The sequence below is a fragment of the Paenibacillus sp. MMO-177 genome (assembly GCF_037147795.1).
Taxonomy (GTDB): domain Bacteria; phylum Bacillota; class Bacilli; order Paenibacillales; family Paenibacillaceae; genus Pristimantibacillus.
This window is the reverse complement of sequence record NZ_JBBCUR010000005.1, coordinates 74,114-100,867: the sequence shown is the minus strand read 5'-3', so window position 1 is coordinate 100,867 and position 26,754 is coordinate 74,114. Positions and strand designations below refer to the sequence as shown.

Annotated in this window: 20 protein-coding genes; 18 read left to right on the top strand and 2 right to left on the bottom strand. The window is 49.3% G+C overall.

The genetic code is table 11. The annotated features are described in order from the left end of the window. Positions 1-26 precede the first annotated feature (26 nt). The 3 genes from WFK81_RS18660 (at position 27) to WFK81_RS18650 (ending at position 3,458) form a co-directional block, all read left to right on the top strand. On the top strand, positions 27-1,154 hold the full coding sequence (locus WFK81_RS18660) for a Gfo/Idh/MocA family protein (RefSeq protein ID WP_336787904.1): 1,128 nt from the start codon (positions 27-29) through the stop codon (positions 1,152-1,154). A gap of 106 nt (positions 1,155-1,260) precedes the next feature. Next, positions 1,261-1,752 (top strand): VanZ family protein, encoded by a 492-nt coding sequence (locus WFK81_RS18655; RefSeq protein WP_336787903.1) that lies wholly within the window; start codon positions 1,261-1,263, stop codon positions 1,750-1,752. 176 nt (positions 1,753-1,928) lie between these two features. Continuing rightward, positions 1,929-3,458, top strand: a complete 1,530-nt coding sequence (locus tag WFK81_RS18650; protein WP_336787902.1) for a glycoside hydrolase family 31 protein — start codon at positions 1,929-1,931, stop codon at positions 3,456-3,458. Positions 3,459-3,503: 45 nt separating this feature from the next. Here WFK81_RS18650 and WFK81_RS18645 read toward each other — a convergent pair whose 3' ends face one another. Together WFK81_RS18645 and WFK81_RS18640 are read right to left on the bottom strand one after the other, a co-directional pair. Then, on the bottom strand, positions 3,504-4,373 hold the full coding sequence (locus WFK81_RS18645) for an AraC family transcriptional regulator (protein ID WP_336787901.1): 870 nt from the start codon (positions 4,371-4,373) through the stop codon (positions 3,504-3,506). Between the two features lie 18 nt (positions 4,374-4,391). After that, positions 4,392-5,216: an AraC family transcriptional regulator gene (locus tag WFK81_RS18640; protein ID WP_336787900.1), complete on the bottom strand. Its 825-nt coding sequence runs from the start codon at positions 5,214-5,216 to the stop codon at positions 4,392-4,394. A 120-nt stretch (positions 5,217-5,336) separates the two neighbouring features. On the opposite strand from WFK81_RS18640, the gene WFK81_RS18635 reads away from it, so the two are divergent. The 15 genes from WFK81_RS18635 (at position 5,337) to WFK81_RS18565 (ending at position 26,744) form a co-directional block, all read left to right on the top strand. Beyond that, positions 5,337-7,394 carry a beta-galactosidase gene (locus tag WFK81_RS18635; protein ID WP_336787899.1) on the top strand — a complete coding sequence of 686 codons (2,058 nt, stop codon included), beginning with the start codon at positions 5,337-5,339 and terminating at the stop codon, positions 7,392-7,394. Between the two features lie 234 nt (positions 7,395-7,628). Beyond that, entirely contained in the window at positions 7,629-9,896 is a 2,268-nt protein-coding gene (locus WFK81_RS18630; RefSeq protein ID WP_336787898.1) for an AraC family transcriptional regulator, read from the top strand. Between the two features lie 247 nt (positions 9,897-10,143). Then, complete coding sequence (locus WFK81_RS18625) at positions 10,144-11,109, top strand: ABC transporter permease (RefSeq protein WP_336787897.1); 966 nt, start codon at positions 10,144-10,146, stop codon at positions 11,107-11,109. Positions 11,110-11,181: 72 nt separating this feature from the next. Then, positions 11,182-12,081 carry a carbohydrate ABC transporter permease gene (locus WFK81_RS18620; RefSeq protein ID WP_336787896.1) on the top strand — a complete coding sequence of 300 codons (900 nt, stop codon included), beginning with the start codon at positions 11,182-11,184 and terminating at the stop codon, positions 12,079-12,081. 37 nt (positions 12,082-12,118) lie between these two features. Continuing rightward, a complete protein-coding gene (locus tag WFK81_RS18615; RefSeq protein ID WP_336787895.1) occupies positions 12,119-13,780 on the top strand; it encodes an ABC transporter substrate-binding protein in 1,662 nt (553 codons plus the stop codon). A gap of 172 nt (positions 13,781-13,952) precedes the next feature. Beyond that, positions 13,953-14,903 carry an ABC transporter permease gene (locus tag WFK81_RS18610; protein WP_336787894.1) on the top strand — a complete coding sequence of 317 codons (951 nt, stop codon included), beginning with the start codon at positions 13,953-13,955 and terminating at the stop codon, positions 14,901-14,903. A 14-nt stretch (positions 14,904-14,917) separates the two neighbouring features. After that, positions 14,918-15,787 (top strand): carbohydrate ABC transporter permease, encoded by an 870-nt coding sequence (locus WFK81_RS18605; RefSeq protein WP_336787893.1) that lies wholly within the window; start codon positions 14,918-14,920, stop codon positions 15,785-15,787. Positions 15,788-15,831: 44 nt separating this feature from the next. Beyond that, on the top strand, positions 15,832-17,403 hold the full coding sequence (locus WFK81_RS18600) for an extracellular solute-binding protein (protein WP_336787892.1): 1,572 nt from the start codon (positions 15,832-15,834) through the stop codon (positions 17,401-17,403). Positions 17,404-17,542: 139 nt separating this feature from the next. Continuing rightward, positions 17,543-18,976 carry a response regulator transcription factor gene (locus tag WFK81_RS18595; protein ID WP_336787891.1) on the top strand — a complete coding sequence of 478 codons (1,434 nt, stop codon included), beginning with the start codon at positions 17,543-17,545 and terminating at the stop codon, positions 18,974-18,976. A 30-nt stretch (positions 18,977-19,006) separates the two neighbouring features. Continuing rightward, positions 19,007-20,803, top strand: a complete 1,797-nt coding sequence (locus tag WFK81_RS18590) for a cache domain-containing sensor histidine kinase (protein ID WP_336787890.1) — start codon at positions 19,007-19,009, stop codon at positions 20,801-20,803. 130 nt (positions 20,804-20,933) lie between these two features. Next, the gene (locus WFK81_RS18585; protein ID WP_336787889.1) at positions 20,934-21,773 is read left to right on the top strand and encodes a helix-turn-helix transcriptional regulator; all 840 of its coding nucleotides are present in this window, start codon (positions 20,934-20,936) and stop codon (positions 21,771-21,773) included. A 175-nt stretch (positions 21,774-21,948) separates the two neighbouring features. Next, a complete protein-coding gene (locus WFK81_RS18580; RefSeq protein WP_336787888.1) occupies positions 21,949-22,902 on the top strand; it encodes a glycoside hydrolase family 43 protein in 954 nt (317 codons plus the stop codon). A 167-nt stretch (positions 22,903-23,069) separates the two neighbouring features. Then, the gene (locus WFK81_RS18575) at positions 23,070-24,815 is read left to right on the top strand and encodes an ABC transporter substrate-binding protein (RefSeq protein ID WP_336787887.1); all 1,746 of its coding nucleotides are present in this window, start codon (positions 23,070-23,072) and stop codon (positions 24,813-24,815) included. 96 nt (positions 24,816-24,911) lie between these two features. Next, on the top strand, positions 24,912-25,826 hold the full coding sequence (locus WFK81_RS18570) for an ABC transporter permease (RefSeq protein WP_336787886.1): 915 nt from the start codon (positions 24,912-24,914) through the stop codon (positions 25,824-25,826). An 18-nt stretch (positions 25,827-25,844) separates the two neighbouring features. Continuing rightward, on the top strand, positions 25,845-26,744 hold the full coding sequence (locus WFK81_RS18565) for a carbohydrate ABC transporter permease (protein ID WP_336787885.1): 900 nt from the start codon (positions 25,845-25,847) through the stop codon (positions 26,742-26,744). Positions 26,745-26,754: the final 10 nt, after the last annotated feature.

The window sequence follows — 26,754 nt, the reverse complement described above, 5'->3', positions numbered from 1 at the left end:
CTGCCCGTCCGTAGCTGGTATACTGGATGAAGAAAGAACGTATTCGAAAATTCGCGGGGGTAACGGGAGGATATATGAGCATTGTACGGTTTGGCATTGTAGGGGGCGGCTGGCGCAGCGAGTTTTTTTTGCGCATTGCTAAAGCGCTGCCCGAACGATTTGAGGTTGCAGGCGTAGTTGTGCGCGATCAGGAGAAAGGCAGAGCATTCGAGCAAGCATGGGGAGTGCCGACGTTCCGCACGGCTGCCGCCATGCTGGATGCCGGTTCGCTTGCGTTTGTTGTCGTCAGCGTACCGAGGAAGGCTGCTCCGGACGTAATCCTCGAATTGACGGGCCGCGATGTTGCGGTGTTATGCGAGACGCCGCCCGCCGAGAAGCTGGAGGATCTCATCGCATTATACCGGCAAGTCGGCAGCAAAGGACGTATTCAGGTAGCCGAGCAATACGCGTTTCAGCCGAATCACGCCGGGAGGCTGGCTATCGTCCGCTCCGGCAAGCTTGGCCAGGTGACGCAGGCGCAGGTATCGGCAGCGCATGATTATCACGGCATCAGCCTGATGCGCCGTTATCTTGGCATTGGCTTCGAGAACGCCGCCATTCGCGCCGCGGCTTTCGCTTCGCCGCTTATGGAAGGTCCGGGCCGTTCCGGTCCTCCGAAAGAGAGCGGATTAAAGCAATCGGAGCAGGTTATGGCGTCATTTGATTTTGGCGGGAAATACGGCGTTTACGATTTTACGGGCGACCAGTATTTCTCCTGGATTCGCTCGCCGCGCGTGCTTGTGAGAGGGGAACGCGGCGAAATCAACAATTTCGATGTCCGATACTTGCTTGATTATTTGACGCCGGTTCATTTGCAGATGACCCGCCAGCAGGCGGGATTGGACGGCAATTTGGAAGGATACTATCTGAAGAGCCTCCACTTGGGCGAACAGGTTGTCTATAAGAATGGCACGGCGCCGGCGCGCCTGACCGACGACGAAATCGCGGTGGCGGCCTGCCTGGAGAAGATGGCCGTATACGCTGCCGGAGGCGAAGATTTTTATAGCCTGGCCGAAGCCTGCCAGGATCATTATCTGGCGCTTATGATGAAGCAATCCTTGCAAACGGGCGAAACGGTTACGACCGAAACCCAGTGCTGGGCGGAGAATAATTAAGAAAAACTTTAGATTTGCCCTGCTTAATTTTTAAACAATGGGTCTTATTCTGATGAAGTCAACGCAACGCGGTAATTGGCTTAGCAGAAGGGCAGGGACATTTATGATGAAATACACAAAAGGCAGCATTCTATCCGTACTTTTTTTATTCTATCTTTATATTTTGCTTAAGGTGATCTTGTTTAAGTTCAGCTCGGTTAATATAGCGTTTCTATGGCAAAAGCTTCATTGGACGTTAGAATACCCGGAATATATGCGGTACGGTCTGGAGCGGGCTAATTTTACCCCGTTCAAATCGATCACGCAAAATCTTCACGGGCTGTCGGATCCTCATGAACAGGTCAATCTGTTTGGCAATATTGCGATATTTCTGCCCTGCGGAATTCTTGTTGGTCTATGGACGAAGCATACCTCACTTTCCTTTTTTGGCGCAGCCACGCTTTCGTTTGGTTTAAGCCTGGCCTTGGAATGCTCGCAGCTTGTTTTCGCGATGGGCAGCTTTGACGTCGATGATCTTATTCTTAATGGCTTTGGCGGACTCCTGGGATGGTGGATCCTGTTTGTTGTACGCAGAGAAAAAGCCCTTGCGCAAGTTTAACTTGCGCGGGGCTTTTCGTTTGTTTTGGACGAGGGACGACAGTTAGGGTTCGTGTATCAGAACAGTCAATATCGTTATAGTTTGCTGCAATAGTTTAAGATTGTTGTCCTGTATGGCTGGATGTAAGATCAATGTAGTTATAGAAATACATTGGGTTACATACAGGAGGCTGTGAAATGTATTCTGCATTAATCAAAATTCCTTTGTTGAACGAAGAATATTGGTGGGGCGGTGCCGTTGCCGACGGTATACGGATGCCCTTCGGCCATATGGACTATGAGCGCGACCTATATGGCGATGCCGGTTATAATCAGGCGAATTCTCTGCTTGTTTCCAGCAAGGGGAGGTCCGTCTGGTCGGAGGAGCCTTTCCGATTTGCCTTGGAAGGGAACGAGCTTATTATCGAAGGAATAGAGGGGACGATTAAAGTCGAGGAAGGCGGCAAGCATTTGCGGGATGCGTTTCAGCATGCCTCCAGGTCTTATTTTCCTCCTTCCGGCACTTATCCGGATTTGTTGTTCTTTCAGGTTCCTCAATACAACACCTGGATGGAGATGAGCTATCATCCTACGCAGGACAAGGTGCTTGCCTATGCCGAGGCCATTGTTGCGAACGGTTTCCCGCCGGGCATTATGATGATTGACGATAATTGGCATGAGGATTACGGTACGCTTGCGTTTCACCCTGGACGATTTCCCGATCCCAAAGCGATGGTCGACAGGCTGCAATCGCTTGGCTTCCGCGTCATGCTGTGGGTGTGCCCGTTCATTAGTCCGGATGGAGAAGTATTCCGTTATTTGCGCAAGCAGCGCTATTTGCTTCGGGAAGCTGACGGAAGTCCGGTAATCCGGCAGTGGTGGAACGGCTATAGCGCCATTCTGGACGGCACCAATGAAGACGCCATGAGATGGTTTAAGCAGCATTTGGATCAGCTGACGGAAGCATACGGGATAGACGGGTTTAAGCTGGATGCCGGCGACCCTCAATATTATAAAAAGACGGATGTAGGCTCGCGGCCGGCATCGCCAAATGAACAGTGTGAATTATGGGCCCGTCTTGGTCTTCACTATTCGTTTAACGAATATCGAGCTTGCTGGAAGCTGGCGGGTCAGCCGCTTGTCCAGCGTCTTAGCGACAAGAACCACAGCTGGGACAAGGGCGGCCTGGCTTCGTTAATTCCGAACGGTCTTGCGCAAGGATTAAGCGGTTATGCTTTCAATTGTCCGGACATGGTTGGCGGCGGACAATACGAGGATCTGATCCGGCCCGATTCGAAGGTGGACGGCGAATTGTTCGTGCGTTATGCGCAGTGCTCCGCGCTGTTTCCAATGATGCAGTTCTCCACGGCACCGTGGAGAGTGCTTGACGAGACTCATTTGAAGTACTGCATCGAAGCAGCGGAGCTGCATTCCCGAATGGGGACTGAGATTGAAGAACTGGTCCGGCATGCTGCCGTGACCGGAGAGCCGATCATGCGTCATATGGCGTATGTATTCCCGGAGGGCGGATTCGAACAGGTGAGCGATCAGTTTTTGCTCGGGGATCATATTCTGGTTGCTCCGGTATTGGAGAAAGGCGCGGTATCGCGCAGTATCTTATTTCCGGAGGGAACCTGGCTTGGCGATGACGGCAGCGAGGTCATTGGACCATGCGAAGCGCGGGTTGAAGCGCCGCTGTCCAGACTGCCCTGGTACCGTCGTCAATAACCATAAAGGTACAAGCATGTGAGTGATCACAGCTTGTACCTTTTTTCATTCATAATAGATGGCGTCATAAGGGAACTCGATCTTCTTCATCCGGTAATCCTTGGGAGTCATCGACATATATTCCCGAAATACCTTGCCGAAGTAGCTGGGACTTTCGAAGCCGCACAGCTGGCCAATCGTCTGGACGGGAAGCTCGGTTGTTCTTAGCAAGGCGACAGCCGCCTCCATTCTCCGATCCTGCAAATAAGACAGCGGCGAGGTCTGGTCCGACTTCTGGAACAACCGGCATAAATGATACTTGTTTACCCCGCAATGCCCGGCCAGCTGGTCGAGGGTTAACGGCTGCGCATAGCGCTGCTTCATAAAATCCTTCGCTCGTTGAATAAGGCTGCTGGAGCTTGTGCTAATCTCCCGGCTGACTTCCCTGCTCGTCTGCACCAAGGCGATCATCCATTCATAGACCTTTGCGGACAACTGATATTTATCAGTTATCTTTTCTTCGGCAATCGACCGGAGGAGCTTCCAGAATGCGTGAATGAGCGGGGAGTTCGGATCTCGCCGGATAATCGGTCCTTCCTGCGCGATAACAAGATCCCAGATCCGGCTAGCCTCATCGCCGCTCAGATTAAGCCAAATAACCTCCCAGGGTTCGTCTGCGCTCTTATAAAAGTACCGGTGTTTACTTGGAACCTTGACGAGAAATCCGGTTCCTTTCGGCAGCGGCATGCATTGCTGCTCGTATTCGATGTAGCCTTGACCGCTTAGGGTATATTGGAAAATGACATGTCCAAAGTCCGGCCGTTCATCGCCCGTAAAGCTGTACTCGGGGTTCTGAATGCTCTGCCAGCCGATAGAGTCCAGCGTCAGAATGGACGGGTCGTCATTTCGAAATGCAAAAGATGCCTGTTCGTTCATGCTGATCCCTCCCAAATATTAACGTCCATACAGCCTTCTGTAAGTCTCCGGCGTCATGCCCTCCCTTTGGCGAAAGGTGGAGACAAAATGGCTCGCGTCGCGAAAGCCTACCGCTTCGCCGATGCGGCGCACGGTCCAATCCGGCCTGGAAGGCAGCCATTCCTTCGCTTTCCGGATCCGAAGCTGAATGAGATACGAGTAAGCGGTTTGGCCAAACAGCTCGCGGAACCTTTCGTTCAGCTGCCTCTCGCCGATTCCAAGCTGCGCCGCCATGTCGGCCAATCCGATCTCCGGGTTGGCGAAATGCTGCTCCAGCCAGGCAAGCAGCACCTGAATCCGCTCCAGCCGTTTGGACATGGACGGGCGGTTGTCCGTGCGGGCGTTGGTCCGAAGGAGCGTCAGGAATTGGTACAGATCGGCCGATGACTGCCAGCCGGATGGATCGTTTCCGTATTCGGCGAATGTCAGCATCTTGAATAGTTGATCGCTCATTCGGTCGTTGCCGGCCTCCCATTGGAAGCGTTCGGCGCTTCCCCAGCCGATGGACTGCACGATACTGGCGGCCATACCTCCGCGAAACGTAATATAACCCGTCTGCCACCGGCCGTTTCTGGCCTCGTACCGGTGCGGTGTACCCGGGGCAAGTAGGACGCCGGATCGCTCATTCATTTTCCAGGTTTGACCGCTAACCGTTAATTCGCCTTCGCCTTCCAAGGTCTGGAGCCAGTGGAAATAGGGATAGCCTTCCGGTCTGTCCAAGGTTTCCTGATCGGGGTTGAAGCCAATCGTTTCGAGCTGCAGGGGCAGCGGCTCCGAGGGGAAGGCGGGTACGACTCGTCGCATCATAGGAACCTCCATATTTTTATATGCGAAATCGTTAATTTTATATGGGTTACGTAAATGTTAAGGCTTACAATAGAAGAAGATAATGCAGTTTTATCATATACAAAGAGGTGTGACAAGATGATAAATGCGAAAAAACCGAAGATTTGGTACGGCGGGGACTATAATCCGGACCAATGGGAGAAGGAAGTCTGGGACGAGGATTTACGAATGTTCAAGCTTGCGGGAATCGATGTGGCAACGCTTAACGTATTTGCTTGGGCGAAAAACCAGCCTGACGAGGATACCTACGATTTCGGCTGGCTAGATGAGATGATGGACAAGCTTCATGCGGACGGCATTGGCGTCTGTCTGGCAACTAGCACGGCGGCGCATCCCGAGTGGATGGCCCGTAAATATCCGGATGTGCTGCAAGTCGATTTCAACGGCAACAAACGCAAGTTTGGCGGACGCCATAATTCCTGTCCGAACAGCCCGACATTCCGGAAGTATTCGGTGCGTATGGCCGAGAAGCTTGCCGAGCGGTACAAAGATCATCCGGCCCTGCTCATTTGGCATATCAACAATGAATACGGCGGAGCGGGCAACTGCTACTGCGACAATTGCGAAGCGGCATTCCGGGTATGGCTGAAGAATCGTTACGGAACGATTGAAGAAGTGAACAAAGCTTGGAATACGGCTTTCTGGGGTCATATTTTCTACGACTTTGAGGATATCGTTCTGCCAAGCGGCCGCAGCGAGGAATGGTACGGCGCGAACGGCCGGACGGAGACAAACTTCCAAGGGCTGTCGCTTGATTACATGCGTTTCCATTCAGACAGCCTGCTCGAGTGCTACAAGCTGGAGTATGAAGCGGTTAAGAAGGTTACGCCGGATATTCCGGTTACAACCAACCTGATGGGCGCGTTCAAAAAGCTGGATTACCATAAATGGGCGAAGCACATGGACGTTGTATCTTGGGATAACTACCCGAGCTTTGATACGCCGCACAGCTATACCGGCATGATGCATGATCTGATGCGCGGCCTGAAGGACGGACAGCCGTTTATGCTGATGGAACAGACGCCAAGCCAGCAGAACTGGCAGCCGTACAACTCGCTTAAGCGTCCGGGCGTTATGCGCTTATGGAGCTATCAGGCCGTTGCGCGCGGAGCGGATACGATCCTGTTCTTCCAGCTGCGCCGCTCAATCGGGGCATGCGAGAAATATCACGGCGCGGTTATCGAGCATGCCGGACATGAGCATACCCGCGTATTCCGCGAATGCGCGGAGCTTGGCGCAGAGCTTGGGAAGCTCGGAGAAACTTTGCTGGATGCGAGAGTGAAAGCAAAGGTCGCCATCCTGTTCGATTGGGAAAACTGGTGGGCGATTGAAATGTCCAGCGGCCCGTCCATTGCGCTTAAATACGTGAATCAAGCCCATAAATTCTATGATGCGCTGTACCGTGCCGGCATTGCGGCTGATGTGGTCAGCGTAGAAGCGGACCTCGGCGGCTACGACTTGGTTATCGCGCCGGTCATGTACATGGTGAAGGAGGGAGTGGCGGAGAAGCTGGAAGCCTATACGGCTGCCGGCGGCGCGGTGATTACAACCTATTTCAGCGGTATCGTAAACGAGACCGACCTGGTAACGCTCGGCGGTTACCCGGGCAAGCTGCGCAAATTGCTTGGCATCTGGGCGGAAGAGATTGATGCCCTGCTTCCTCCGCAGCGCAACCGGATTGTTATGCGCGACAACACGCTTGGCTCTAAGGCGGAATACGAGTGCGGCATGCTCTGCGATCTGATTCATTCGGAAGGCGCCGAAGTAAAGGCCGTATACGGGGATGATTTCTACCGCGGCATGCCAGCCCTTACGGTTAACAAGTTTGGCGAAGGCGAAGCTTGGTATCTCGCAACCAGTCCCGAAGAAGCCTTCTTGCAGGAGTGGCTGCCTCAGCTTTGCGCTTCCCGCGGCATCAAACCGCTGGTATCCTGCACGCCGGAAGGCGTGGAGACTACGATCCGCTCCAAAGACGGCCAGGATTTCCTGTTTGTGCTTAATCACAATGCGGACGCCGTTACGGTTGCGCTCGGAGAGCAAACCGGAATTGATCTGCTTACAGGCGCCAGCGTCCAAGGCGGCACAACCGAGCTTAAAGGCTATGACGTGCGGATCATTAAGCTTAATCAAAAATAAAATAGGGGCTTAAGGGCCCCGGTTCCATAATAAGCCAGCCGTAGAAAGAGCGGCTGGCTTATTTTTATAGTAAAAATCCAAATAGGGAAATAGACCCAGAACTTCTGTATAGTGTATAATTATCCAAGATTGATAGTTGGCCGGTGTTTTTTTATAACAAATTTAAAGCGCTTACAAAAATCCAGCTTAGAGGGACTCCATGGCTAATACTAGAAACGATAGGAGGACGGGCGGATGAAACGATTTCCCATGATGCTTCAGCTGATGCTGATTCTGATCTGTGTCATGGCTATTCCGACTGCCATTCTGACCTGGTACAGCGGCACGCAAATCGTGGGTTATTCGGAAGGCGCGATTGCGGAAACCTCGCTTGAAGGGCTCATCGCGAACAGGGAGCTTAACGAGAACGCGCTGAGCAATCTGGCGCAGGATGCGGTCCAGCTGGCCGGCACGAATATATTTGACCGGATCCGCAGCTTCAAGACATATTCGGCGCTGAATTCGGACTATAGCGATGTGTCCAGCGCGCTAAGAATACTAAATGAGCTGGCGAGTCTGAACCACCGCGTGGATGGCGTATACTCTACCTATTTCCTGCTTGATGAAGCGGATTACGTAGTCTCGACCGACCGGGGAATTACAACGCTGGACCGTTACGAACCGGTAGATTGGATGGAGAACGCGCTTGCCGGCCGGAGAGGAATCGGCGGCGTCTGGTACCCCCGCCAGTTGCAATCGGGCTTGCAGGTTGTATCTTATGTTTTGCCGTTAAACCGCCTGTCAACGACTACGCGGGGAACGATTGTCGTGAATTTGAAGGAGAGCCAGATTGCCGGCTATTTGAAATCCTCCGAGCCGGGTTCGGAAGGCTTTATGCTTCTAAAATCCGACGGCACGATTATTTCGCATAATGACAAGTCTTTGCTGCTGACGGACGGCAATAAGCAGCCTTTTATCAAGCAAATCTTTAGTAACGGCACAAGGGAAGGCTATGCCTACCATGTATTAAACGGCGAACGGCTGCTGTATACGTGGTCCCGCTCGGAGCAGCTCGGCTGGTGGAACGTTAATATTTATTCCATGGATCAGTTAATGAAGAAGACGTATAACCTGCAGAAGAGCATTATTTTTATTACGGGGATCATCATCATCGCAGGCACAATTCTTGCCGTATTGCTTGCCAGCTGGTTATCCCTGCCGGTCCGGAAGCTTGTCCGGGCTATGCGCGAGCGCAGTAATCTAGGCGGCACGAACAAAAACGAGCTGGCCTTCCTGGAGTCGGCGTTCAGGCGGATGCAGGAAGAGGAGGAAGGCTTGCATTCGCTGCTTCAGGAGCGGGAGCAGGATACCCGAAGCTTATCGATTCATCAGTTGCTGCGCGGCGAAGTAAAGAAACAGATCACGGAGATATTCCCTGCTCCTTATTACACCGTTGCGGTTGTCTCCATCGACCGGTACAGAAGATACGTCAGCAAGAACAACCCGGAGACCCGCAGCTTCCACCGTTATCTTCTGCTCTCGAAATGCGAGAGCTTGTTCCCGGAAGGCTTGTATGCCCGCGGGATATATCAAGGCGACGGCTGCTTCGTAATTGTGATCAACTACGGACGGGAAGAGATGGAGAACGGGCTTCAAGGAATAAAAGAAACGCTTGTTCAAATCCGGGATACGGCGCTTGATCTGCTTGGGCATTCGGTAACGACCGGGGTCAGCGGCCAGACCGAAATCAGCGAGTCGATCCCCGAGCGGGTTGCGGAGGCAACGGATGCCATCAAACAACGCATGATCAAAGGGAGCGGCTGCATTTTTTATTGGAAGCCGGATGATGACCGCGGCAAGAAATATATGTACCCGACAAACAGCGAGCGGCGTATCGTGAATTTCCTGGAACGTGCCGATCTGGACAGCATTCTGAACGAGCTGGAGAATATCCGGGCCGATATTCATTCCGATACCCACGTTTCCTATGACAATATCCTGTTTATCTACAACCAGCTGATTGGCGTTACCATTCGTCACCTGCGGGAAAATAACATCAGCACCTCGCGGATTTTCTCCGGAGGGGGAAATATTTATTCGGCGATTGCTTCTAACGACACGCTTGACGAGCTGCAGAACTATCTTCGCGATTTTTTTACCGAAATTGTTCAGCATCTGAACCGGAGTACGGGAGAAGCGAATTACGGCGAACGAATTGTTCGTTATCTGGAGGAACATTTCCGCAGGGAAATTGTGTTCGAGGAGATGGCGAAGGAGATTGGCATCAGCTATTCCTATATGCGGAAGATCGTGTATGAATTAACCGGCAAAAGCCTCATTGATTACATGAATCAATTGCGAATCGAAAAAGCAAAGCAGCTGCTTATCGAATCCAAAATGACGATCACACAAATTGCTTCCGAAGTAGGCTACTATAACGTGCAAAGCTTTAACCGGTTCTTCCGCAAGTATGAAGGGATGCCGCCAAGCAGCTATAAGACGTCGAGATCCAAGACATCGTAAGCGAAATAGAATGAGAGCTGTCATGCCGCCTGCAGGACAGCTTTTATTTTTGCTCATGCCTATCAGATTTGATCAAAAACCGCGCTCAATAAGCAGAAATGAGGCCTTCGCAATCAAAAATGACAGGGAGAATCAATACTCAAGATTTACCGCTTGGAAAAATCGGGGGTATGATGAGGTCAGCCGCGGACGATGTCTGAAGCGAGCACAAGGGCCGGGGGGAGCTAAAAGCTGAGGGGGTGAGAATGTGAAAATCGAAAGCGCTTCACAACAAAATGAAACCGCTTTAAAAAATCTCGGATTAAACAGACGCGGAATGACGTATTATTTTCGGCGGGATTGGCAGCTCTACGCATTGTTAATGATTCCGCTGGCTTTTGTACTGACCTTCAAGTATGCACCGATGTCAGGCCTCATTCTTGCCTTTAAAAACTATAAGATTGCCAAAGGGTTCTGGGGCAGCGACTGGGTAGGCTTCCAAGTGTTCCAGGAGATTTTCGCCAAGCATGACTTTGGCCGCGCCGTTCGCAATACGCTCCTGCTTAACAGTCTTGACCTGTTGTTCAGCTTTACGATGCCGATTGTGCTGGCCTTGCTGCTGAACGAAGTAAGAGGCGTAAGGTTTAAACGGGTGAACCAGACGCTCTTGTACCTGCCGCATTTTCTATCCTGGATTATTATCGGAGCGATTGCTTATCAGCTGCTTAGCGAGAGTAACGGCGCGATCAATAATCTCATTGCCATGATGGGCGGGGACCGGATTCCGTTCCTGCAGGACGATACCAACTGGCTGGTCAGTTATCTGGCGATTGGCGTCTGGCAGAGCATGGGCTGGGGAACGATCATCTACCTTGCCTCAATCAGCAGCATCAACCCGGAAATGTACGAAGCAGCCATCGTGGACGGCGCGGGGCGCTGGAGGAAGGTATGGAACGTGACGCTGCCATCGATTCGCGTGACGATTGTTACTTTGCTCATCATGAATCTTGGCAAAGTAATGGAAGGCTCGTTCGAACGCGTATTTGCTCTGCAAAACAAGGCTACGACGGAATACACGGTTACGATTCCCGTATTGGTGTACCGTTGGGGGATTGAGAGCGGCAACTTCAGCCGGGCAACGGCGCTTGGATTATTCCAAGCTGTCATCGGACTTGTGCTTGTGCTTGCTGCGGACCGGATTGCGAAGAAGCTTGGCGAGGACGGAATTTTATAGAGTTAATGCTTACGAAGCAACAATTTCCACCAAACCAAAGACACGTGGCAATTCTTTATAGGAGAGGTGACCATGAAAGCAACTAACAGCACGATTGCTGTTCATCGCAGAAGGCGGTTTGATATTTGGGATGTGCTTATTCACCTCTTTATCATCATTGCCTCGCTGGCCTGTTTGCTGCCGTTTCTGCATGTCGTATCCAAATCTTTAAGCGAAGACGCATTTGTTATCGCAAATAAAGTTTTCATCTGGCCGGAGGGTTTTACATTCGAGGCCTACAAGAAAATTTTCGCGGATCATAGTATTTTGCGTTCCTTGTATGTATCGGTTCTGGTAACGGTGCTGTTCACGATTATTGGAATGATTATAACCATATGCGCCGCATATCCGTTATCCCGCAAGCAACTAAAGGGACGTACCGTGCTGACGTTTATCTTTATCTTCACCCTGTACTTCAGCGGCGGTATCATTCCCGAATATTTGCTCGTTAACAACCTGGGGCTGCTGGATACCATGTGGTCGATTATCCTGCCGCCGGCCTTCAGCGCCTTTAACCTGCTGATCATGAAGACGGCGCTGTCGAGCAGCATACCGGACAGTCTGGAAGAATCGGCAAGGATTGACGGGGCCGGACATTTCCGGATTCTTGTCAGCATTGTGCTGCCGCTGTCCAAACCAATCATTGCAACCTTATCCCTCTTTTATGCGGTTGGGCGCTGGAATACGTACCAAGACGCATTGTTTTACATCAAGCAAAACGTGGATATGCGGCCACTGCAGCTGAAGCTGTATTACCTGGTTATTCAAGCGAGCGAAAGCTTCCAGCTGGAAGCGACTCAGGTATCGCTCAGCAATCCCGAAGTCCTGAAAGCATCCTGCGTTGTATTCGCGACTCTTCCCATTATTTGCGTGTACCCGTTTATCCAGAAGTATTTTGTCCAAGGCGTTATGCTTGGGGCCGTGAAGGAATAACCTCGAATACGAAAATGAATGATTGGGGGAACAAGCAATGAGCAAAAAAAATATGGTATCCATGTTTATGGCTTTGTTTGTGGTATTCAGCATTTTGTCTGGCTGCACCAATAACAACAATTCGAATACAAAGAGCTCTACCGAACCTTCTCCTTCCGCAAGCGACACGGCTAGCAATACGCCAAGCGAAAGCCCGGCAGGCAAGTATCCGGATTATTCGAAAGGCTTCCCGGAGAAAGTTACTCTTCAGATTCCGGTTTATGAACGCGCTTTCGAAGGCTGGAATGTATCGGATAACTACTATACGCGCTGGATTCAAAAGGAATTCGGCGATAAGTACAATATCGACGTCAAATTCATACCGATCACAAGAAACAGCGAAGTAACGGACTATGAGCAGCTGCTTGCTTCTCACAAAGCTCCCGATATTATTTTTCACTACGATATGCCGCAAGCGCTTGCCTACTACGGCGAGGATGTCATGCAGGAGCTGAACTACGATGAAATCGCCAACTACGCGCCTACTTACTGGAAAAATATGAGCGAGACCATCAAGCAATACGGTGTCGTGGACGGCAAAAACGTATTCTTCTTCGCACAGCGTCCGCCAGCCGATAACTTTACCACGCTGATCCGCAAAGACTGGGTGGAAAAGGTTGGAATGAAAGTGGAGGATTTGACCTCCCTTGAGAAGTATAACGAAATGCTGGAGAAATGGAAGGCGGCTGGACTTGGCGTTGCCGGCGCATCCCTCTTGCAGAACAACTATACCTTTAACTATGCCTTCCGCGACTGGCCGATTGATCCGAAATACCGCGCGCTTTATTCCGATCTTGGCGTAGCGGACCTGACTACGAAGGAAACAGAGAAATACCTGAAAAACCTGAACTACCAGTACAATCATGGGCTGATCGACAAAGAATTCTATCTGCGCAATGACGACGCGAAGACGAAAGCGGAATTCGTTGCAGGCAAAACAGGCACTTACGGTTTCTATCTCGCCAGCAATACCGACGTGCTGACCGCTACACTGAAGAACAATCCGGATGCGCAATTTGCGGTGCTTCCGGGTACGGCTGGAGTTCCGGAAGGCAACAAGCCGCAAGGCCGTGCATACTGGCCATTCGGCTTGATTATGGGGATCAACTATGAATCGACGGATGAGGAACGTGCCGCTGTATGGCTGTACCTCGAATGGATGAGCCAGCCGAAGAACCTGTTCTACCTCCAGAACGGTGTTGAAGGTCAGAACTATACGCTGGATGCGGACGGCCTTGCCGTTAAGAATCCGGATTACAAAGGGGATTCCGTACTGTCCCAGAACAACAATAAAGACTATTTCGCACTCGTCAGCGAAGTTGTCCAGTACACGGATCCTGCTGTAACGCGCAAAGCTTACTTGCAAAACTGGTCGCCTCCAGGCTACGAGTACCTGGCTGAGGATGTGCTCAATAATTTTGAGAAGTTAGCGGAATTCCGCACGCCGGATGCGCTGTTCAGCGTAGTTCTCGAGAAAGTAAACGAGTACAAAGCCGATCTGAACTCGTTATTCCAAGAACTGTATGTGAAGGTAGCTCTCGCGCCGGAGGACCAGTTCGACAAAGTCTACGAAGAAGCGAAGAAGACTTATCTGAATGCCGGTTATCAGGAAATCTTGGATGAGAAGCAAAAAGCCATCGACGCAGGCCAATTTAAGTAATCTCTAAAACAACAATATAACCGCAGAGTAAAAGCACGCCTTTTCATGGCGTGCTTTTTGTTATTTTAATATATTACAAAACCTCACTTAATAAATTACATTTTATTAAAAATCCCAGCGAGTATAATTTTTTACATGAGCTCACTTTATACGGAAAGAGGGATTGATAAAATTGAAAGCGGTTTTAGGCAGCGATAGCAAGCGCATCGAAATAAGGAAAAAAAACCGAATCGTTCAAAACTTCAAAAGAGATTATTTGTTGTATGCCCTCTTGCTGCTGCCAATGGCGTATATCGCGATATTCAGATATGCGCCGATCTACGGCGTATTGATGGCATTCCAGGATTACAACATTTTTCAGGGCATTAGCGGCAGCGAGTGGGTTGGGCTGGACGTCTTCCAATTTATCTTCCAGCAAGACAGCTTCTACCGCGCTTTGACAAATACGCTTATTTTGAACCTTCTGGATTTGGCGGCAGGGTTCCCGGCCCCCATCATACTGGCGGTTTTGTTAAATGAGCTCAGGTTTACGCGATTCAAAAAACTGATGCAAACCGTTCTGTACCTGCCGCATTTTTTGTCCTGGGTCATTATCGGGGGCATGGTGTACCTGATGTTCTCGTCCGGCGGCATGGCCAATACGATATTATCCGGCCTTGGTCTTGGCAAAATCGAGTTTCTCTCCGACAAAACAAACTGGCTGATCATGTATGTGGCCGTTGGGATCTGGCAGAGCGCCGGTTGGGGGACTATCCTATATTTGGCCGCGATTATCGGAATAAACAAGGATTTGTACGAAGCGGCGGATATGGACGGATGCAGCAGGCTGCGGAAAATTTGGCATATCACCTTGCCGGGCATCAAGCCGACCATCATTATCCTGCTCATTCTGCAGATCGGAAGAATGGTTTCCATCGGGTTCGACCGGCCATTCGTCATGGGAAATTCTCTTGTCAGCGACTACTCTGATGTTATCAGTACCTATGTGTATCGGATCGGGATCGGGTCCGGCGATTTTTCCCAGGCAACGGCTGTCGGCTTATTCCAATCGGTTGTAGGGCTGATCTTCCTCGTGTCGGCTAACTATATTTCCAAAAAAATCGGCGAGCAAGGAATTTGGTAAAGGGCGTGAGTGGGTTGAACAAGTCAAAAACGAATTTCGTAGACATTCTCATTATTTTATTCATCACGGCGGTCTCAATAACCTGTCTCGTTCCGTTCTTATATATGATAGCGCTTTCGCTAAGCTCGAATAATGCGATTATTTCGCAGAAGGTTTCCCTTTGGCCGGTAGAATTTACGCTCGAAACCTATAAAACGATCTTAAGCGATGTCGACATGCTTTATACTCTAGGCTATACGATTGTACTTACGATATTGTTTACCGCATGCTGCATGTTTTTGACCATATGCGCCGCATATCCGCTTACGAAGAAAAGACTGATGGGCAGAAATTTCTTGTTGACCGCTATGGTATTTACGATGTATTTCAGCGGAGGACTTATTCCGAGCTATATCCTGGTGAAAAACCTGGACATGATGAACACGATGAGCAGCCTGATCTTGCCTGGCGCGTTAAGCGTTTTTAATATGATCATACTGAAAACGTTCTTCTCGTCTCTTCCGGAAAGCTTGGAGGAAGCGGCAGCGATCGACGGCTGCAACGAATGGGGCATTCTAGTTAAGGTTGTTCTTCCGTTGTCCATGCCTTCTATAGCAACCTTAAGTCTCTTTTACGCGGTTGACAGATGGAACGGCTTCCAGGATGCGCTGTTTTATATCACGGACAAGAACCTGTATCCGATGCAATTAAAGCTTTATCAGATCATTACCGCCAATCAACAGCTGGATGCGCAGCAAGGCGAAGGCAGCACGGGTGCTTTTATCGTACCTGAATCCTTAAAGGCTGCCAGCGTGATGTTCGCTACCGTTCCGATTTTGCTGGTCTACCCTAAACTTCAGAAATATTTTGTAGATGGCGTGATGACTGGAGCAATTAAAGGGTAAAGAAATGCTTCAATTAAATTATAGGAAAAGGCGAGGTTGAAAACATGAACAAAAAAATGTTGGTTTTACTGCCCGTTCTTACGTTGTTAGCCGGCGGATTGGCAGGCTGCGGCGGCGATAACAATAATAAAGAGGAATCCTCTTCTACGGAGACGAAAGCCCCTTCAGGCTCGCCGGTTACGCTTACGGTAGAGGTGTTTGACAGAGGAATACAAGGCCAGCCGGATCTGAACAACAACACCTGGACGAGATATATTAACGAACATTTCGGCAAGCCGAACAATGCGGTCGTAAAATTCGTTCCGGTACCGAGATCGCAGGAGATCGATAAGCTTAACGTCATGATGGCAGCGGGCGAGGCGCCTGATATTTCCTTTACTTACGACAGCCCAACCGTATCCCGGTACGCCAAGATCAACGGTATTATGCCTTTGGAAGAATTGCTTGAGAAGTACGGCAAGGATCTGAAAAATTATCTGGGCGAGAACGTTCTCGCTTATGGGCAATATAACGGAAAACAGATGGCGATCCCCGCAAAACGAACATCGCTTGCTTGGATTGGCAGTTTCATTCGGAAGGATTGGCTCGATAAATTAGGGCTGCCGGTTCCGACGAACAGAGATGAATTATATAATACTCTTGTTGCATTCCGAGACAAAAATCCCGGAGGCGTCGACGGCGTTATTCCTTGGGGATTGGCGGCGACCGGCATGAATTACGGCACCGGCAATTTGGCCGAATCCTTCTGGGGCGAACAGTCGGAGAAGGACTTTGTAACCTCTCCGAACTGGATAAAGCCCGGAAACAAGGAATCGCTGAAATTCCTCAACAAGCTGTACAATGAAAAATTGATCAGTCCCGATTTTGCGCTGGACAAAACGGCAAAGCAGGCGGACGCTGACGTGACGAACGGGAAAGTCGGATTTTTCAGCGCTAACTGGGATTACGCGTTTAGACAAAATATAAGCGAGCCGTTAAAAACCAATGTGCCTGATGCTAACTTTATTCCGATCGATACGTTTAAAAACGATGAGGGCAAATACAAAAAAATGATTTACAACGAAAATGGCTTAAATGTGTTTATTCCGAAGTCCAGTAAAAATGCGGAGCTGGCGATTAAGTACTTGAACTGGATGGCAAACCCCGACGTGTTATTTTTCCTGCAATACGGGGAGGAAGGCGTAAACCACAAAACGGTTAACGGAATCCCGCAGGTGATTGCGCAGACCGGAGACAATATGCAAATGAGCCCTCAAAACCTCGACTATACCCTGGTGGTAAACGGCGTTGAGCTTGGCGATCAAGAGAAGAATATTAAAGCTCTTTCCGCTTCTTATGCCGGATTAGAAGAGAAGGCAGAGCAGTCCTACAAAATCAATACGACGGACGGTTACACCAGCTTCTTCTATGATACGCCAAATGATGCCAACATTAAGTACGGCAAGACGCTTGGGGATTTGAACAAACAAATGACCGATAAGCTGATTGTTTGCAAGCCTTCGGACTTCGACAGCTTATACGACAAGCTTGTGGATGAGTATATGGCGGCAGGCGGCAAAGCTGTTATGGAAGAAAATATGAAAATTTACGAAGCGATGCAGGCAAACAAGAAGTGATATAATAGGTTGGCTTGCTGACAAGCCTATGGACTTTAGGGTCCATAGGCCTTTGTCCATATAAAGAGAATGGCTGCGATTCGTTCCTGGTTACCGAGTTTCCGCGATTATGACGAGAAGAACCTATCGGGAGGTACTTATGTATAGTGTCATTATTGTAGATGATGAGCCATGGGCGATTAAAGGGATAAGGAATGCCTTTGACTGGAGCAAACACGGATTTGAAATAACCGGTCAGTTCACAAGCGTTCATAAAGCATTTGAATTTATATGCGAGGAAAGTCCCGACCTGATCGTTACGGACATTAGAATGCCTGAAATTTCCGGGCTTGAGCTGATGAGGATGACGAGAGAAAAGGGCAAGCATGCCGACTTTGTGGTTGTAAGCGGTTTCGCCGAATTTGCCTATGCGCAAGAGGCAATAAGATACGGTGCGCTGGATTATTTCTTGAAGCCCATTGATATTGAGATGGCGGAATCCTTAATTAATAAGCTGGCCGTCTATTTTGCCAATAAAAGAGGCCATCGTAATAACCTTATCCTGGAGGCGTTAATGTCGGCGGACGAACATGAATTGAGCCGTTTAACTCCTTTTTTTGATCCTTTATCGGAACAAGACTATTATCGCGCGCTTATTCTTTATTCGAATCGCGATCGAATCTGCGGTAAGAAGAAGTTTGCGGTCGAGCATACCTTGGAAATAGAACTGGGATCAAGGAAAACGTTATATATACTAAAAAGCGGTCAATTGGCGGATTTGAAGGGGCTTGATTTGGCCGGTTTGTCGGGATCGGACATCAAAGCTGCGGGAATAAGCAGCATCTCGAATCGATACAAGGATCTTGCCAAGCTGATCAAGGAATCCGATCTGGCGGCCTCGAAGGTTTTTTTGAATGAGGATGAAAAGGGTTTATTCGAATACGAGCAAAAGCTGAATACAGTCAAGCCTTTTATAGATAGCATTTCTGTCATTATCCAGGAGAAACAATTCGAAGCTTTGGAAGCTGCCATGGGGAGGCTCAAAAACGATTTCAGCAAAAATAATGCCGGAATGGGGGAGGTTGTTTATTTATGGAATCAGGTGGTCGGGGTATTATTGGCTTCCTTTTACGAGGAGCTGAAAGACATGGAGCTGAGCTTCCTCAATCATTCCGAGCTCAAGGAGCGCTTCGAGAACTTTGAGTCCTTATGCGGTTTTCTGTATGATGTCCTTCTCTATATCAGGCAGTTGAACCGTAAATGCGAAAGTGAAGGCGATATCGGCTCCTATTTCACCCAGATGGTGAAGTATATCGATAATCACTATTCAGCCAAGCTGTATTTAAAGGATTTATCCGCAAAGTTTTTTCTTAATCAGGTGTATTGCTGCCAGCTGTTCAAGAAAAATTTGGGGAAAACCTTCTCGGAATATGTCACGGAACTCAGGATAAACAAAGCCTGCGAGCTGTTGAAGCATACGGAAATGTCCGTTGAGGAAGTAGCATTAAAGGTCGGAATTACGGATTATTATTATTTCAATAAAGTATTCAAGAAGCAATGCGGAATAACCCCCGCAAAGTACAGAAAATGCTGATTTTTAAATTAACGTATCGGAGTGGGCAGCTTGAAGATCAGCAGACTGAAGCTTAAGCATCAGATCTTCCTTATCGTGTTGTTTACCGTCATCATCTTTACCTTTATGGAGGCTTATTTCTATTTCAGCTTTTATAATCTCACCCAGACAAGGGCAGCTAACTACGGCAACAAAATCATTGAGCAAACGCGGCAAAAGATCGATTCGGTGTTCAACGATATAAAGATCAGTACGAATATTGCAGTAGATAATAGAAAAATTCAGGAATTTACGACGGCGAATAACGATTACACGAGAGATATCGATATCGGCAATTACGTCATCGACCTCATGGAGTACATGAGATCCTTCAATTCCTATGTAAGCGGCATTGTAATTAATGATAATGAAGGCAGAAAGGTTTACAGCGTCGATTCGATAACCGGCGATATCTTTTTCCTGAATCAGTATAAAGCGTTTATCCATAAGTACAAAAACGACAGCGAAGCCTTAAAAGAAGGAAGGTTTACGGATTTGTTGAAAGACGGCAAATCCGGAAATAAATATTTCTTTTATGTGGCACCTATTATCGAATCCATAGGCGGCGTTCATTTTTCCCAAAGAACCGGCTTTTGTTCCATTATGGTCAATATCGGAAAGCTGCAGGAGCTGATCGAAAACACGGAGCTTACGCCTCATTCCGCCCTTTATATTCTGAACAGCAGCAACGAAGTTATAGCTTCCAACCAGGCAGGCTTCCGCGGCGTTTTTTTCGAGGATATCCTGTCGGCGGACCGGGACAGCTTGATAAGCGGAGTGAAAACGGAGATTAACGGGGAGAAGGTTATCGTCCAGGAGAAAGGTCTGGAACAAGCGGACGGATGGAGCATTGTCAGTATTATTCCGGTTCATGAATTGACGGCGGACATGAACCCCATTAAACATAACAGCATTATAGCCGGAATAGGAATCATTCTGAGTCTCTTTATTCTGGGCTATTTCTTCTTGAACAACTTAACGCGGCCGGTTATGGGCCTTGTAGCGGATATGAGGAAAATCGGCAAGCGGGAGGGCTTCAGGGTAAAGGTCCGTTCGACGAATGAAGTTGGGGTGCTCGCTTACGATATCAATCGGATGATTGACAAAATGGAGAATATGTCGAGCCATGTTATTAGCACGCAAGCACGATTATACGAATCGGAGCTAAGCAAGAAGCAGGCGGAATTTTCTGCTCTGCAAAGCCAAATCAATCCGCATTTCCTCTATAATACTTTAAATTGCATCAGCGGCATCGGGCTTGAATACGGCAGCAAGGAAATCGCCCAAATTACCTCTTGTATGTCCAAGATTTTCCGATACAGCGTGAAAGAGGATGAGCTGGTACGGATCAGCGAGGAAATCGAATGCATTAAGGCCTATTTGAATATTATTTCTATTCGATATGAGAACAAATTTGCAATGGAAGTGCGGATAGACGAGAAGCTATTGAACCTGCAAACACCAAAGATGATTTTGCAGCCCATTGTGGAAAATGCCGTTTACCACGGGCTTGAGAGAGTGGATGCCGAAGGAGAGCTTAAGGTCAGCGGCCATTTCGATGCCGATGGAGACATATGCTTCACGATAACGGATTCGGGAAGAGGAATGGATGAGGACAAGCTTAGGCACCTAAGAGAGAAGCTGAAAACGGAGCATTCGGACAGAGGGTCCGGGAAAAGCATCGGTCTGCCGAATATCAATAACCGGATAAAGCTGCTGTTTGGAGAAAGCTACGGCGTGGTAGACATCATTAGCAGGTTGGGATGCGGAACGACCATAATTGTCAAAATCCCGGCACTGGAAGAATAATAGCAAGAAGGGATAGTTATTTGTCCACCTCCTACTAATCCTTGTCCTTGAGCATCTCTTGAAATTATTGCTATAATTTCCTAATGGAGCATAGGAGCTACAGCATGCAAATGCTAAAGGGGGATGGAAGATGGGGCAAGGCAAGGAAGGCTTTATTATCAGCATCGACCGTTTCAAGCCGCACACTTTTAATATGGAAGAGGGAGACGGTCTCTTTATCTCGCATTCTCACGATTATGATGAATTGACTTTGGTTCTGGATGGAGAAGGCTATTACAGCTCACCGGAACAAAACATAAAGGTAAGCGCAGGCAGCCTGGTCTTGATCCCACCCGGGCTGCATCACGGCTTCGTATGCACGAAACCCTGGAGAGGGGTATCCGTTCATTTCAACCATGAACGGATTCCGCTGCAATCGAGGTACTTGTTTCATGCGGGATACGAATGTAATCGAATCCAATGCATTCAGCTTGATGCCGAAGATACGGAGTGGGCGGAAATCAGCTTTAACCAGCTGGAGAAAGAGTGGAAGAAGGAACGGATCGACATTGATTCCTTCAATATTACGAGAATTGCTTTTGAGACGGCGGTTGTCCTGTTTCAGCGATATCAGGCTGTATCCGCCCATGCCGCCGGAAGCAGAAATGATCAGACGATTATTCAGGATGTGCTGAAGGAGATTCACGCGAGGTTCTACAGCCAGCTTACGGTTCATGAGCTTGCTTCCAAGCATTTTGTATCGGAGAGCAATCTGCGGAAGAAGTTTACGGAAATCATTGGCGTATCGCCTAAGCAATATATGATTAATCTGAGAATGGAAGAAGCCAAGCGGCTGCTGCGGCAGACCGACAAGGCCATTGAATCGATTTCCTCGGAAGTAGGCTTCACCTCTTCCAGCCGGTTCTATGATTTCTTTGTTAAGGCGGTTGGCATGACACCGTATGAATGGCGCAAGCAAAACATAAAATAACGATCCTTATGAAGCCGTCTCGTCGAGACGGCCTTTTTTCGACCGTCGAAACCGATTTGGCTATTCCGTTTTTTGAGCAAAAATTAAAGCGCTTTCGCAATTGTTCGTTAGGGGGAGTCTCCTAGATAATAGGAGGTGCAAGGAGTAATGAAGGAGCAAGAAAAGGAGAGAGTAGATGACACATTCTGAAACATTCCGCAACCCTATTGTTGCAAACGCTGCCGATCCATGGGTGTATAAGCATACGGACGGTTATTACTACTTTATGTGTACGCGGGGGAGCCGTCTGGAATTGACGCAATCGGCCAGTTTGACCGGGCTTGTGGGGGGACGCAAACAAACCATATGGACACCTGAGCCCGGAGGCCCGTACAGCAGCAATCTGTGGGCGCCGGAAATTCACTTCCTGAATAACAAATGGTACGTCTACTACACCGCTAATGATGGAGGAGGGGATGATACCCGACGTATTTGCGTTCTGGAGAATGAGCAGTCAGATCCGCTTGAGGGCGAGTGGGTCTGGAAAGGAGCGTTGCAAACTCCCGTACCCGGTCTGGACGGAACCGTTCTTGAGATGAGGGAGCAGCTGTACTTCCTATACGCCGGATATGGCCACTTTCCGGATTACGGTTCGGCGATTTACATCATGAAGATGACGAATCCTTGGACTTTGACCGGAGAGCAAACCCTGCTGACGGCTCCAACCCTGGAATGGGAGAAGCAAGGCGGCATGGCGATTAATGAGGGCCCCGTCATGCTGAAGCGCAACGGAAAAGTGTTTCTGATTTATTCCGCCAGCACGACCTGGTCCGAGGATTATTCGCTTGGGATGCTGGCCATGGACGATTCGGCAGATCCGATGATTGCGGATTCCTGGACGAAAACGATGCAGCCGGTATTCCGGAAGAGCGCGGAGAACGGGGTCTACGCGACCGGACATAATAGCTTTACCAAGTCGCCCGATGATCAGGAGGACTGGATTGTTTTCCATGCGCTGCCTGCGCCGGGAGTAGAGACCAAGCATCGTGCGACCCGTATTCAGAAGTTTGGCTGGCATTCGGACGGAACGCCTGATTTCGGAGTGCCTTACGGGGATGCGTCTGCCTTGAATGTGCCATCGGGGGAATAAGCAAGAACTATTTTTTTTGCCAATTGATACATCATTTCTGTAACTAAATAGTTTTTCTGAGAATGAAAACGAAGAAAAATAGTTGCGGATACGGGATTCGCTGTCAATTAGCATGATTAGTTCCAATATTTAAAAATGAAAACGTTGACATTAAGGGGGATAAAAACATGGGTACGATGAAAAAACGTTTGCTTAACCTGCTGCTTGTATCCGTACTAACCGGTTCCGCGTTGGCGGCCTGCAGCAACAACAATAATGATCCGAAGGAGTCCGCAGATCCGGCTGCAACAACCGACAGCTCGCAGGCGCCGGCAGAGACGACGGCTTTCTCGGATATCAGCCCAACGATCCGCGGCAATAAAACCCCAACCCAAGAGCAAATGGATGAAGTCAACAACACGTTAAACGATACTTATCTCGGCGACCTGTACGATGAGAAAATTCCAAGCCATTATGACGCTTATCCTTATAAAAAGGACGTCACGCTGGACGTATGGCTGCCGGCCGATTCCCAAATTCCGGATATGAACAACCAGGCCGTACAGAAGCAGGTTGAGAAATTAACCGGGATCAAGGTGAATTTCATTACGCCTCCGGTTGGGCAGGAAGCGGACGCGTTTACGCTGATGATGTCTTCGGGCGAGCTGCCGGACATTATTATCGAGCCGGAACGTTACCCTGGAGGACTTGAAGCGGGCGTTAAAGACGGCGCTTATCTGGATTTGACGGATTACATGGATAAATACGCTCCGAACTACAGCGAATGGCGCAACTCCGATGAGACCAGAAGAAAAACGACGGTAACGGACAGCGGCAAGCTGCTGGGCTTCTACGGCATCGCTCCTTATTCCGAATGGATGTGGTTCGGCATGCTGATCAAGAAGGAAGCGCTTGAGAAGACGGGGCTCGAAGTGCCGAATACGATAGACGAATGGCATACGTTCCTGACCAAAGCGAAGGAAGTGGGCTACAGCGAGCCGCTTAACTACGGTTCCACTTACGGCCAGATTTTTACCGGCATCATCAACGGTGCTTACGGCGTATGGGATTGGACGTTTATGGATACCGACGGCAAGGTGCAATGGGGCCCTGCGCAGCCTAAAGCGAAGGATTACCTCGCTACGATGCAGCAATGGAACAAAGAGGGACTGCTGAACAAAGACTGGGCGACGGCGGACTTCAATCAGCGGATGGCAAGCGCCATTTCGGCTAAAACAGCCGTTATGATGGATTCCCCGGATACGATGTGGAGCTACTGGAAGCAGCAGAACAATATTGACTTCGTTGGCGCACTGAACCCGGTTCTGAACGCGGGCGACAAGGCGGCTACTACTTACAAGAACTTCAAAAGAACAGGCCGATCCGCTGCAATTACAACGCAGGCTGACGACGTGGAAGCGGCGATGAGATGGCTTGATTTTGCTTACAGCAAGAAGGGCTGGGAAATTCTGAACTACGGCGAATACGGCAAGGTGCATCTGGTTGACGAGACGGGCAAGCCTTACTTCCAGCCGGACAGCTATATTTACAAAGATCCGGACGGTCAACCGGTAGCGACTACTCTCGTCAAATACCGCATGCACTCCTGGCCGGATATCCGCGACGAGCATAACTCCAACCCGCTGATCGTGGCAGAAGGCAGTTACTCGGGCGACATCCGGAAAACGTGGACGGAAAATATGGACACAAGCGTAGCGATGCCTCCGATTACGTTCACGACGGAAGAGGCCTCCCGCGAGGCGGAGCTTGGCAACCAGCTGTCTACGCTGCGCAATGAATATTTTGCCAAGATTATTAAGGGCCAGCTGCCGGTGGACGCGTACGACAAATTCCTGAGCGAAGCGAAGAAGATGGGCCTCGACGAGTTCCTCAGCATCCATCAGGCTGCGCTTGACCGGTATAACGCGCGGTAACATCAAGTTCAGGTTCATACAGGAGATAAACGGGCATGGCTGTTTGCGAATTCCGCAGGCCGCGATGCCCTACCTGGGAAATAAGGCGGTGGATGAATGAGAACGAGTCAAATCATCAAAAAGGACGTTAGAAAAAACTGGTTTGTCTATTTATTGGCGGTACCTGTCGTCGCATGGTTTGTTATTTTCTGTTATGGGCCGATGTGGGGACTGTTAATCGCGTTCAAAGACTTTAAGCCTTTGCTGGGCTTCTCGAACAGCGACTGGGTAGGCTTGAAGCATTTTATCGATTTCTTCGAGGGTCCGTATTTCTGGCGGGTCGTCAAAAATACGCTGCTTCTGAACGTATGGGGCCTTGCCTTTGGCTTTACCGCTCCGATTATATTGGCGTTATTGCTTAACGAAATACGCGACGGCAAGTTCAAGAAGCTGGTCCAGACGATCACTTACATGCCGCATTTTATCTCTCTTGTTGTCGTCTGCGGGATGATTCATATTTTTACGGCGGATGAAGGGGTTATTACCCAGCTGCTTCAGCTCATCACAGGCAAGGATTATACCTCTTTGCTCGGGTATTCCCAATTTTTCAGGCCGATCTACACGTTCTCCGATATCTGGCAGACGATCGGCTGGTCCAGCATTATCTATCTCGCTGCCATGAGCTCGATCGATTCGACGCTGTACGAAGCGGCGGATATGGACGGGATCGGCAGACTGAAAAAAATGTGGCATATTACGCTGCCGCAGATCAGCCCGGTTATTATCATTTTGTTTATCTTTGCCGTAGGCGGCATTATGGCATCCAGCTATGAGAAGATTATCCTTCTCTACAATCCGCTTACCTATGATAGAGCCGATGTTATTGCTTCCTATGTCTACCGGAGAGGCTTGCGCGAAGCGAGCTTGAGCTATTCGACGGCCGTAGGCCTTATCAGCTCGTTAGTCAACTTTGCCCTGCTGTGGGTAACGAACAAAATAGCAAGCCGCAAATCCGAAGTGAGCTTATGGTAGAAAGGGGAGGCTTTTACGATGAAATATCATTCGATCAGCAGCAGAGCATTTGATGTCACGATCTATGTCCTGCTTACGGTTTTAACATTGTGCTGCCTGTATCCGATCGTCCATATCGTCTTCGCTTCCGTCAGCGATCCGGCGAGACTGGTTGCGCATAAAGGCGTTCTGCTAAAGCCGCTTGGCCTTACGATTGACGGCTACAAGCTGATTTTTAAGGATAACAGTCTATTGGTCGGCTACAAGAATACAATCTTGTATGTAGGGCTTGGAACGCTGGTGAACATGCTCATGACGATTATGGGCGCTTTCGTGCTGTCCAGACGCGATTTGTATTTCAAAAAATATATCATGATCATCATTACCGTGACGATGTTTTTTGGCGGCGGCTTGATACCGTGGTTCTTATTAATGAAGGATATCGGCCTGTACAACAATCTGTGGGCAATGATTCTGCCTACGGCGCTGAATACTTGGAATATGATCGTGCTCCGTACCGGCTTCCAGTCGATTCCAACCGAGCTAGAGGAAGCGGCGATTATTGACGGCGCAAGCCAGCTGAAGCTGCTCGTGAACGTTATTCTTCCGCTGTCCAAGGCGACGCTCGCCGTTATTTTCCTCTATTATCTCGTGGGCAACTGGAACTCCTGGTTTAACGCGATGGTGCTGCTGAAGGACAGGGATCAATTTCCGCTGCAGCTGTTGCTCAAGGAAATCCTGGTCGCGAACGATTCCACGGCTACGACTCAGGGCAGCTCCGGCGGCGTTGTGATCGACAGCGCATCCAGCGCGACCGCTTTCCGGGAATTGGTGAAGTATTGCACGATCGTCTTCTCCACGTTGCCGATTCTTATGGTGTATCCGTTCCTGCAGAAATATTTTGTTAAGGGCGTTTATGTCGGTTCAATTAAAGGCTAATTGCAAAGGA

What these genes read in the sequence shown, in the direction of transcription:
- WFK81_RS18640 (WP_336787900.1), bottom strand. Translation starts at nt 5,216, where the DNA reads ATGCGACGAGTCGTACCCGCCTTCCCCTCGGAGCCGCTGCCCCTGCAG.
- WFK81_RS18650 (WP_336787902.1), top strand. Translation starts at nt 1,929, where the DNA reads ATGTATTCTGCATTAATCAAAATTCCTTTGTTGAACGAAGAATATTGG.
- WFK81_RS18570 (WP_336787886.1), top strand. Translation starts at nt 24,912, where the DNA reads ATGAGAACGAGTCAAATCATCAAAAAGGACGTTAGAAAAAACTGGTTT.
- WFK81_RS18630 (WP_336787898.1), top strand. Translation starts at nt 7,629, where the DNA reads ATGAAACGATTTCCCATGATGCTTCAGCTGATGCTGATTCTGATCTGT.
- WFK81_RS18620 (WP_336787896.1), top strand. Translation starts at nt 11,182, where the DNA reads ATGAAAGCAACTAACAGCACGATTGCTGTTCATCGCAGAAGGCGGTTT.
- WFK81_RS18660 (WP_336787904.1), top strand. Translation starts at nt 27, where the DNA reads ATGAAGAAAGAACGTATTCGAAAATTCGCGGGGGTAACGGGAGGATAT.
- WFK81_RS18635 (WP_336787899.1), top strand. Translation starts at nt 5,337, where the DNA reads ATGATAAATGCGAAAAAACCGAAGATTTGGTACGGCGGGGACTATAAT.
- WFK81_RS18595 (WP_336787891.1), top strand. Translation starts at nt 17,543, where the DNA reads ATGTATAGTGTCATTATTGTAGATGATGAGCCATGGGCGATTAAAGGG.
- WFK81_RS18615 (WP_336787895.1), top strand. Translation starts at nt 12,119, where the DNA reads ATGAGCAAAAAAAATATGGTATCCATGTTTATGGCTTTGTTTGTGGTA.
- WFK81_RS18565 (WP_336787885.1), top strand. Translation starts at nt 25,845, where the DNA reads ATGAAATATCATTCGATCAGCAGCAGAGCATTTGATGTCACGATCTAT.
- WFK81_RS18580 (WP_336787888.1), top strand. Translation starts at nt 21,949, where the DNA reads ATGACACATTCTGAAACATTCCGCAACCCTATTGTTGCAAACGCTGCC.
- WFK81_RS18585 (WP_336787889.1), top strand. Translation starts at nt 20,934, where the DNA reads ATGGGGCAAGGCAAGGAAGGCTTTATTATCAGCATCGACCGTTTCAAG.
- WFK81_RS18575 (WP_336787887.1), top strand. Translation starts at nt 23,070, where the DNA reads ATGGGTACGATGAAAAAACGTTTGCTTAACCTGCTGCTTGTATCCGTA.
- WFK81_RS18600 (WP_336787892.1), top strand. Translation starts at nt 15,832, where the DNA reads ATGAACAAAAAAATGTTGGTTTTACTGCCCGTTCTTACGTTGTTAGCC.
- WFK81_RS18655 (WP_336787903.1), top strand. Translation starts at nt 1,261, where the DNA reads ATGAAATACACAAAAGGCAGCATTCTATCCGTACTTTTTTTATTCTAT.
- WFK81_RS18645 (WP_336787901.1), bottom strand. Translation starts at nt 4,373, where the DNA reads ATGAACGAACAGGCATCTTTTGCATTTCGAAATGACGACCCGTCCATT.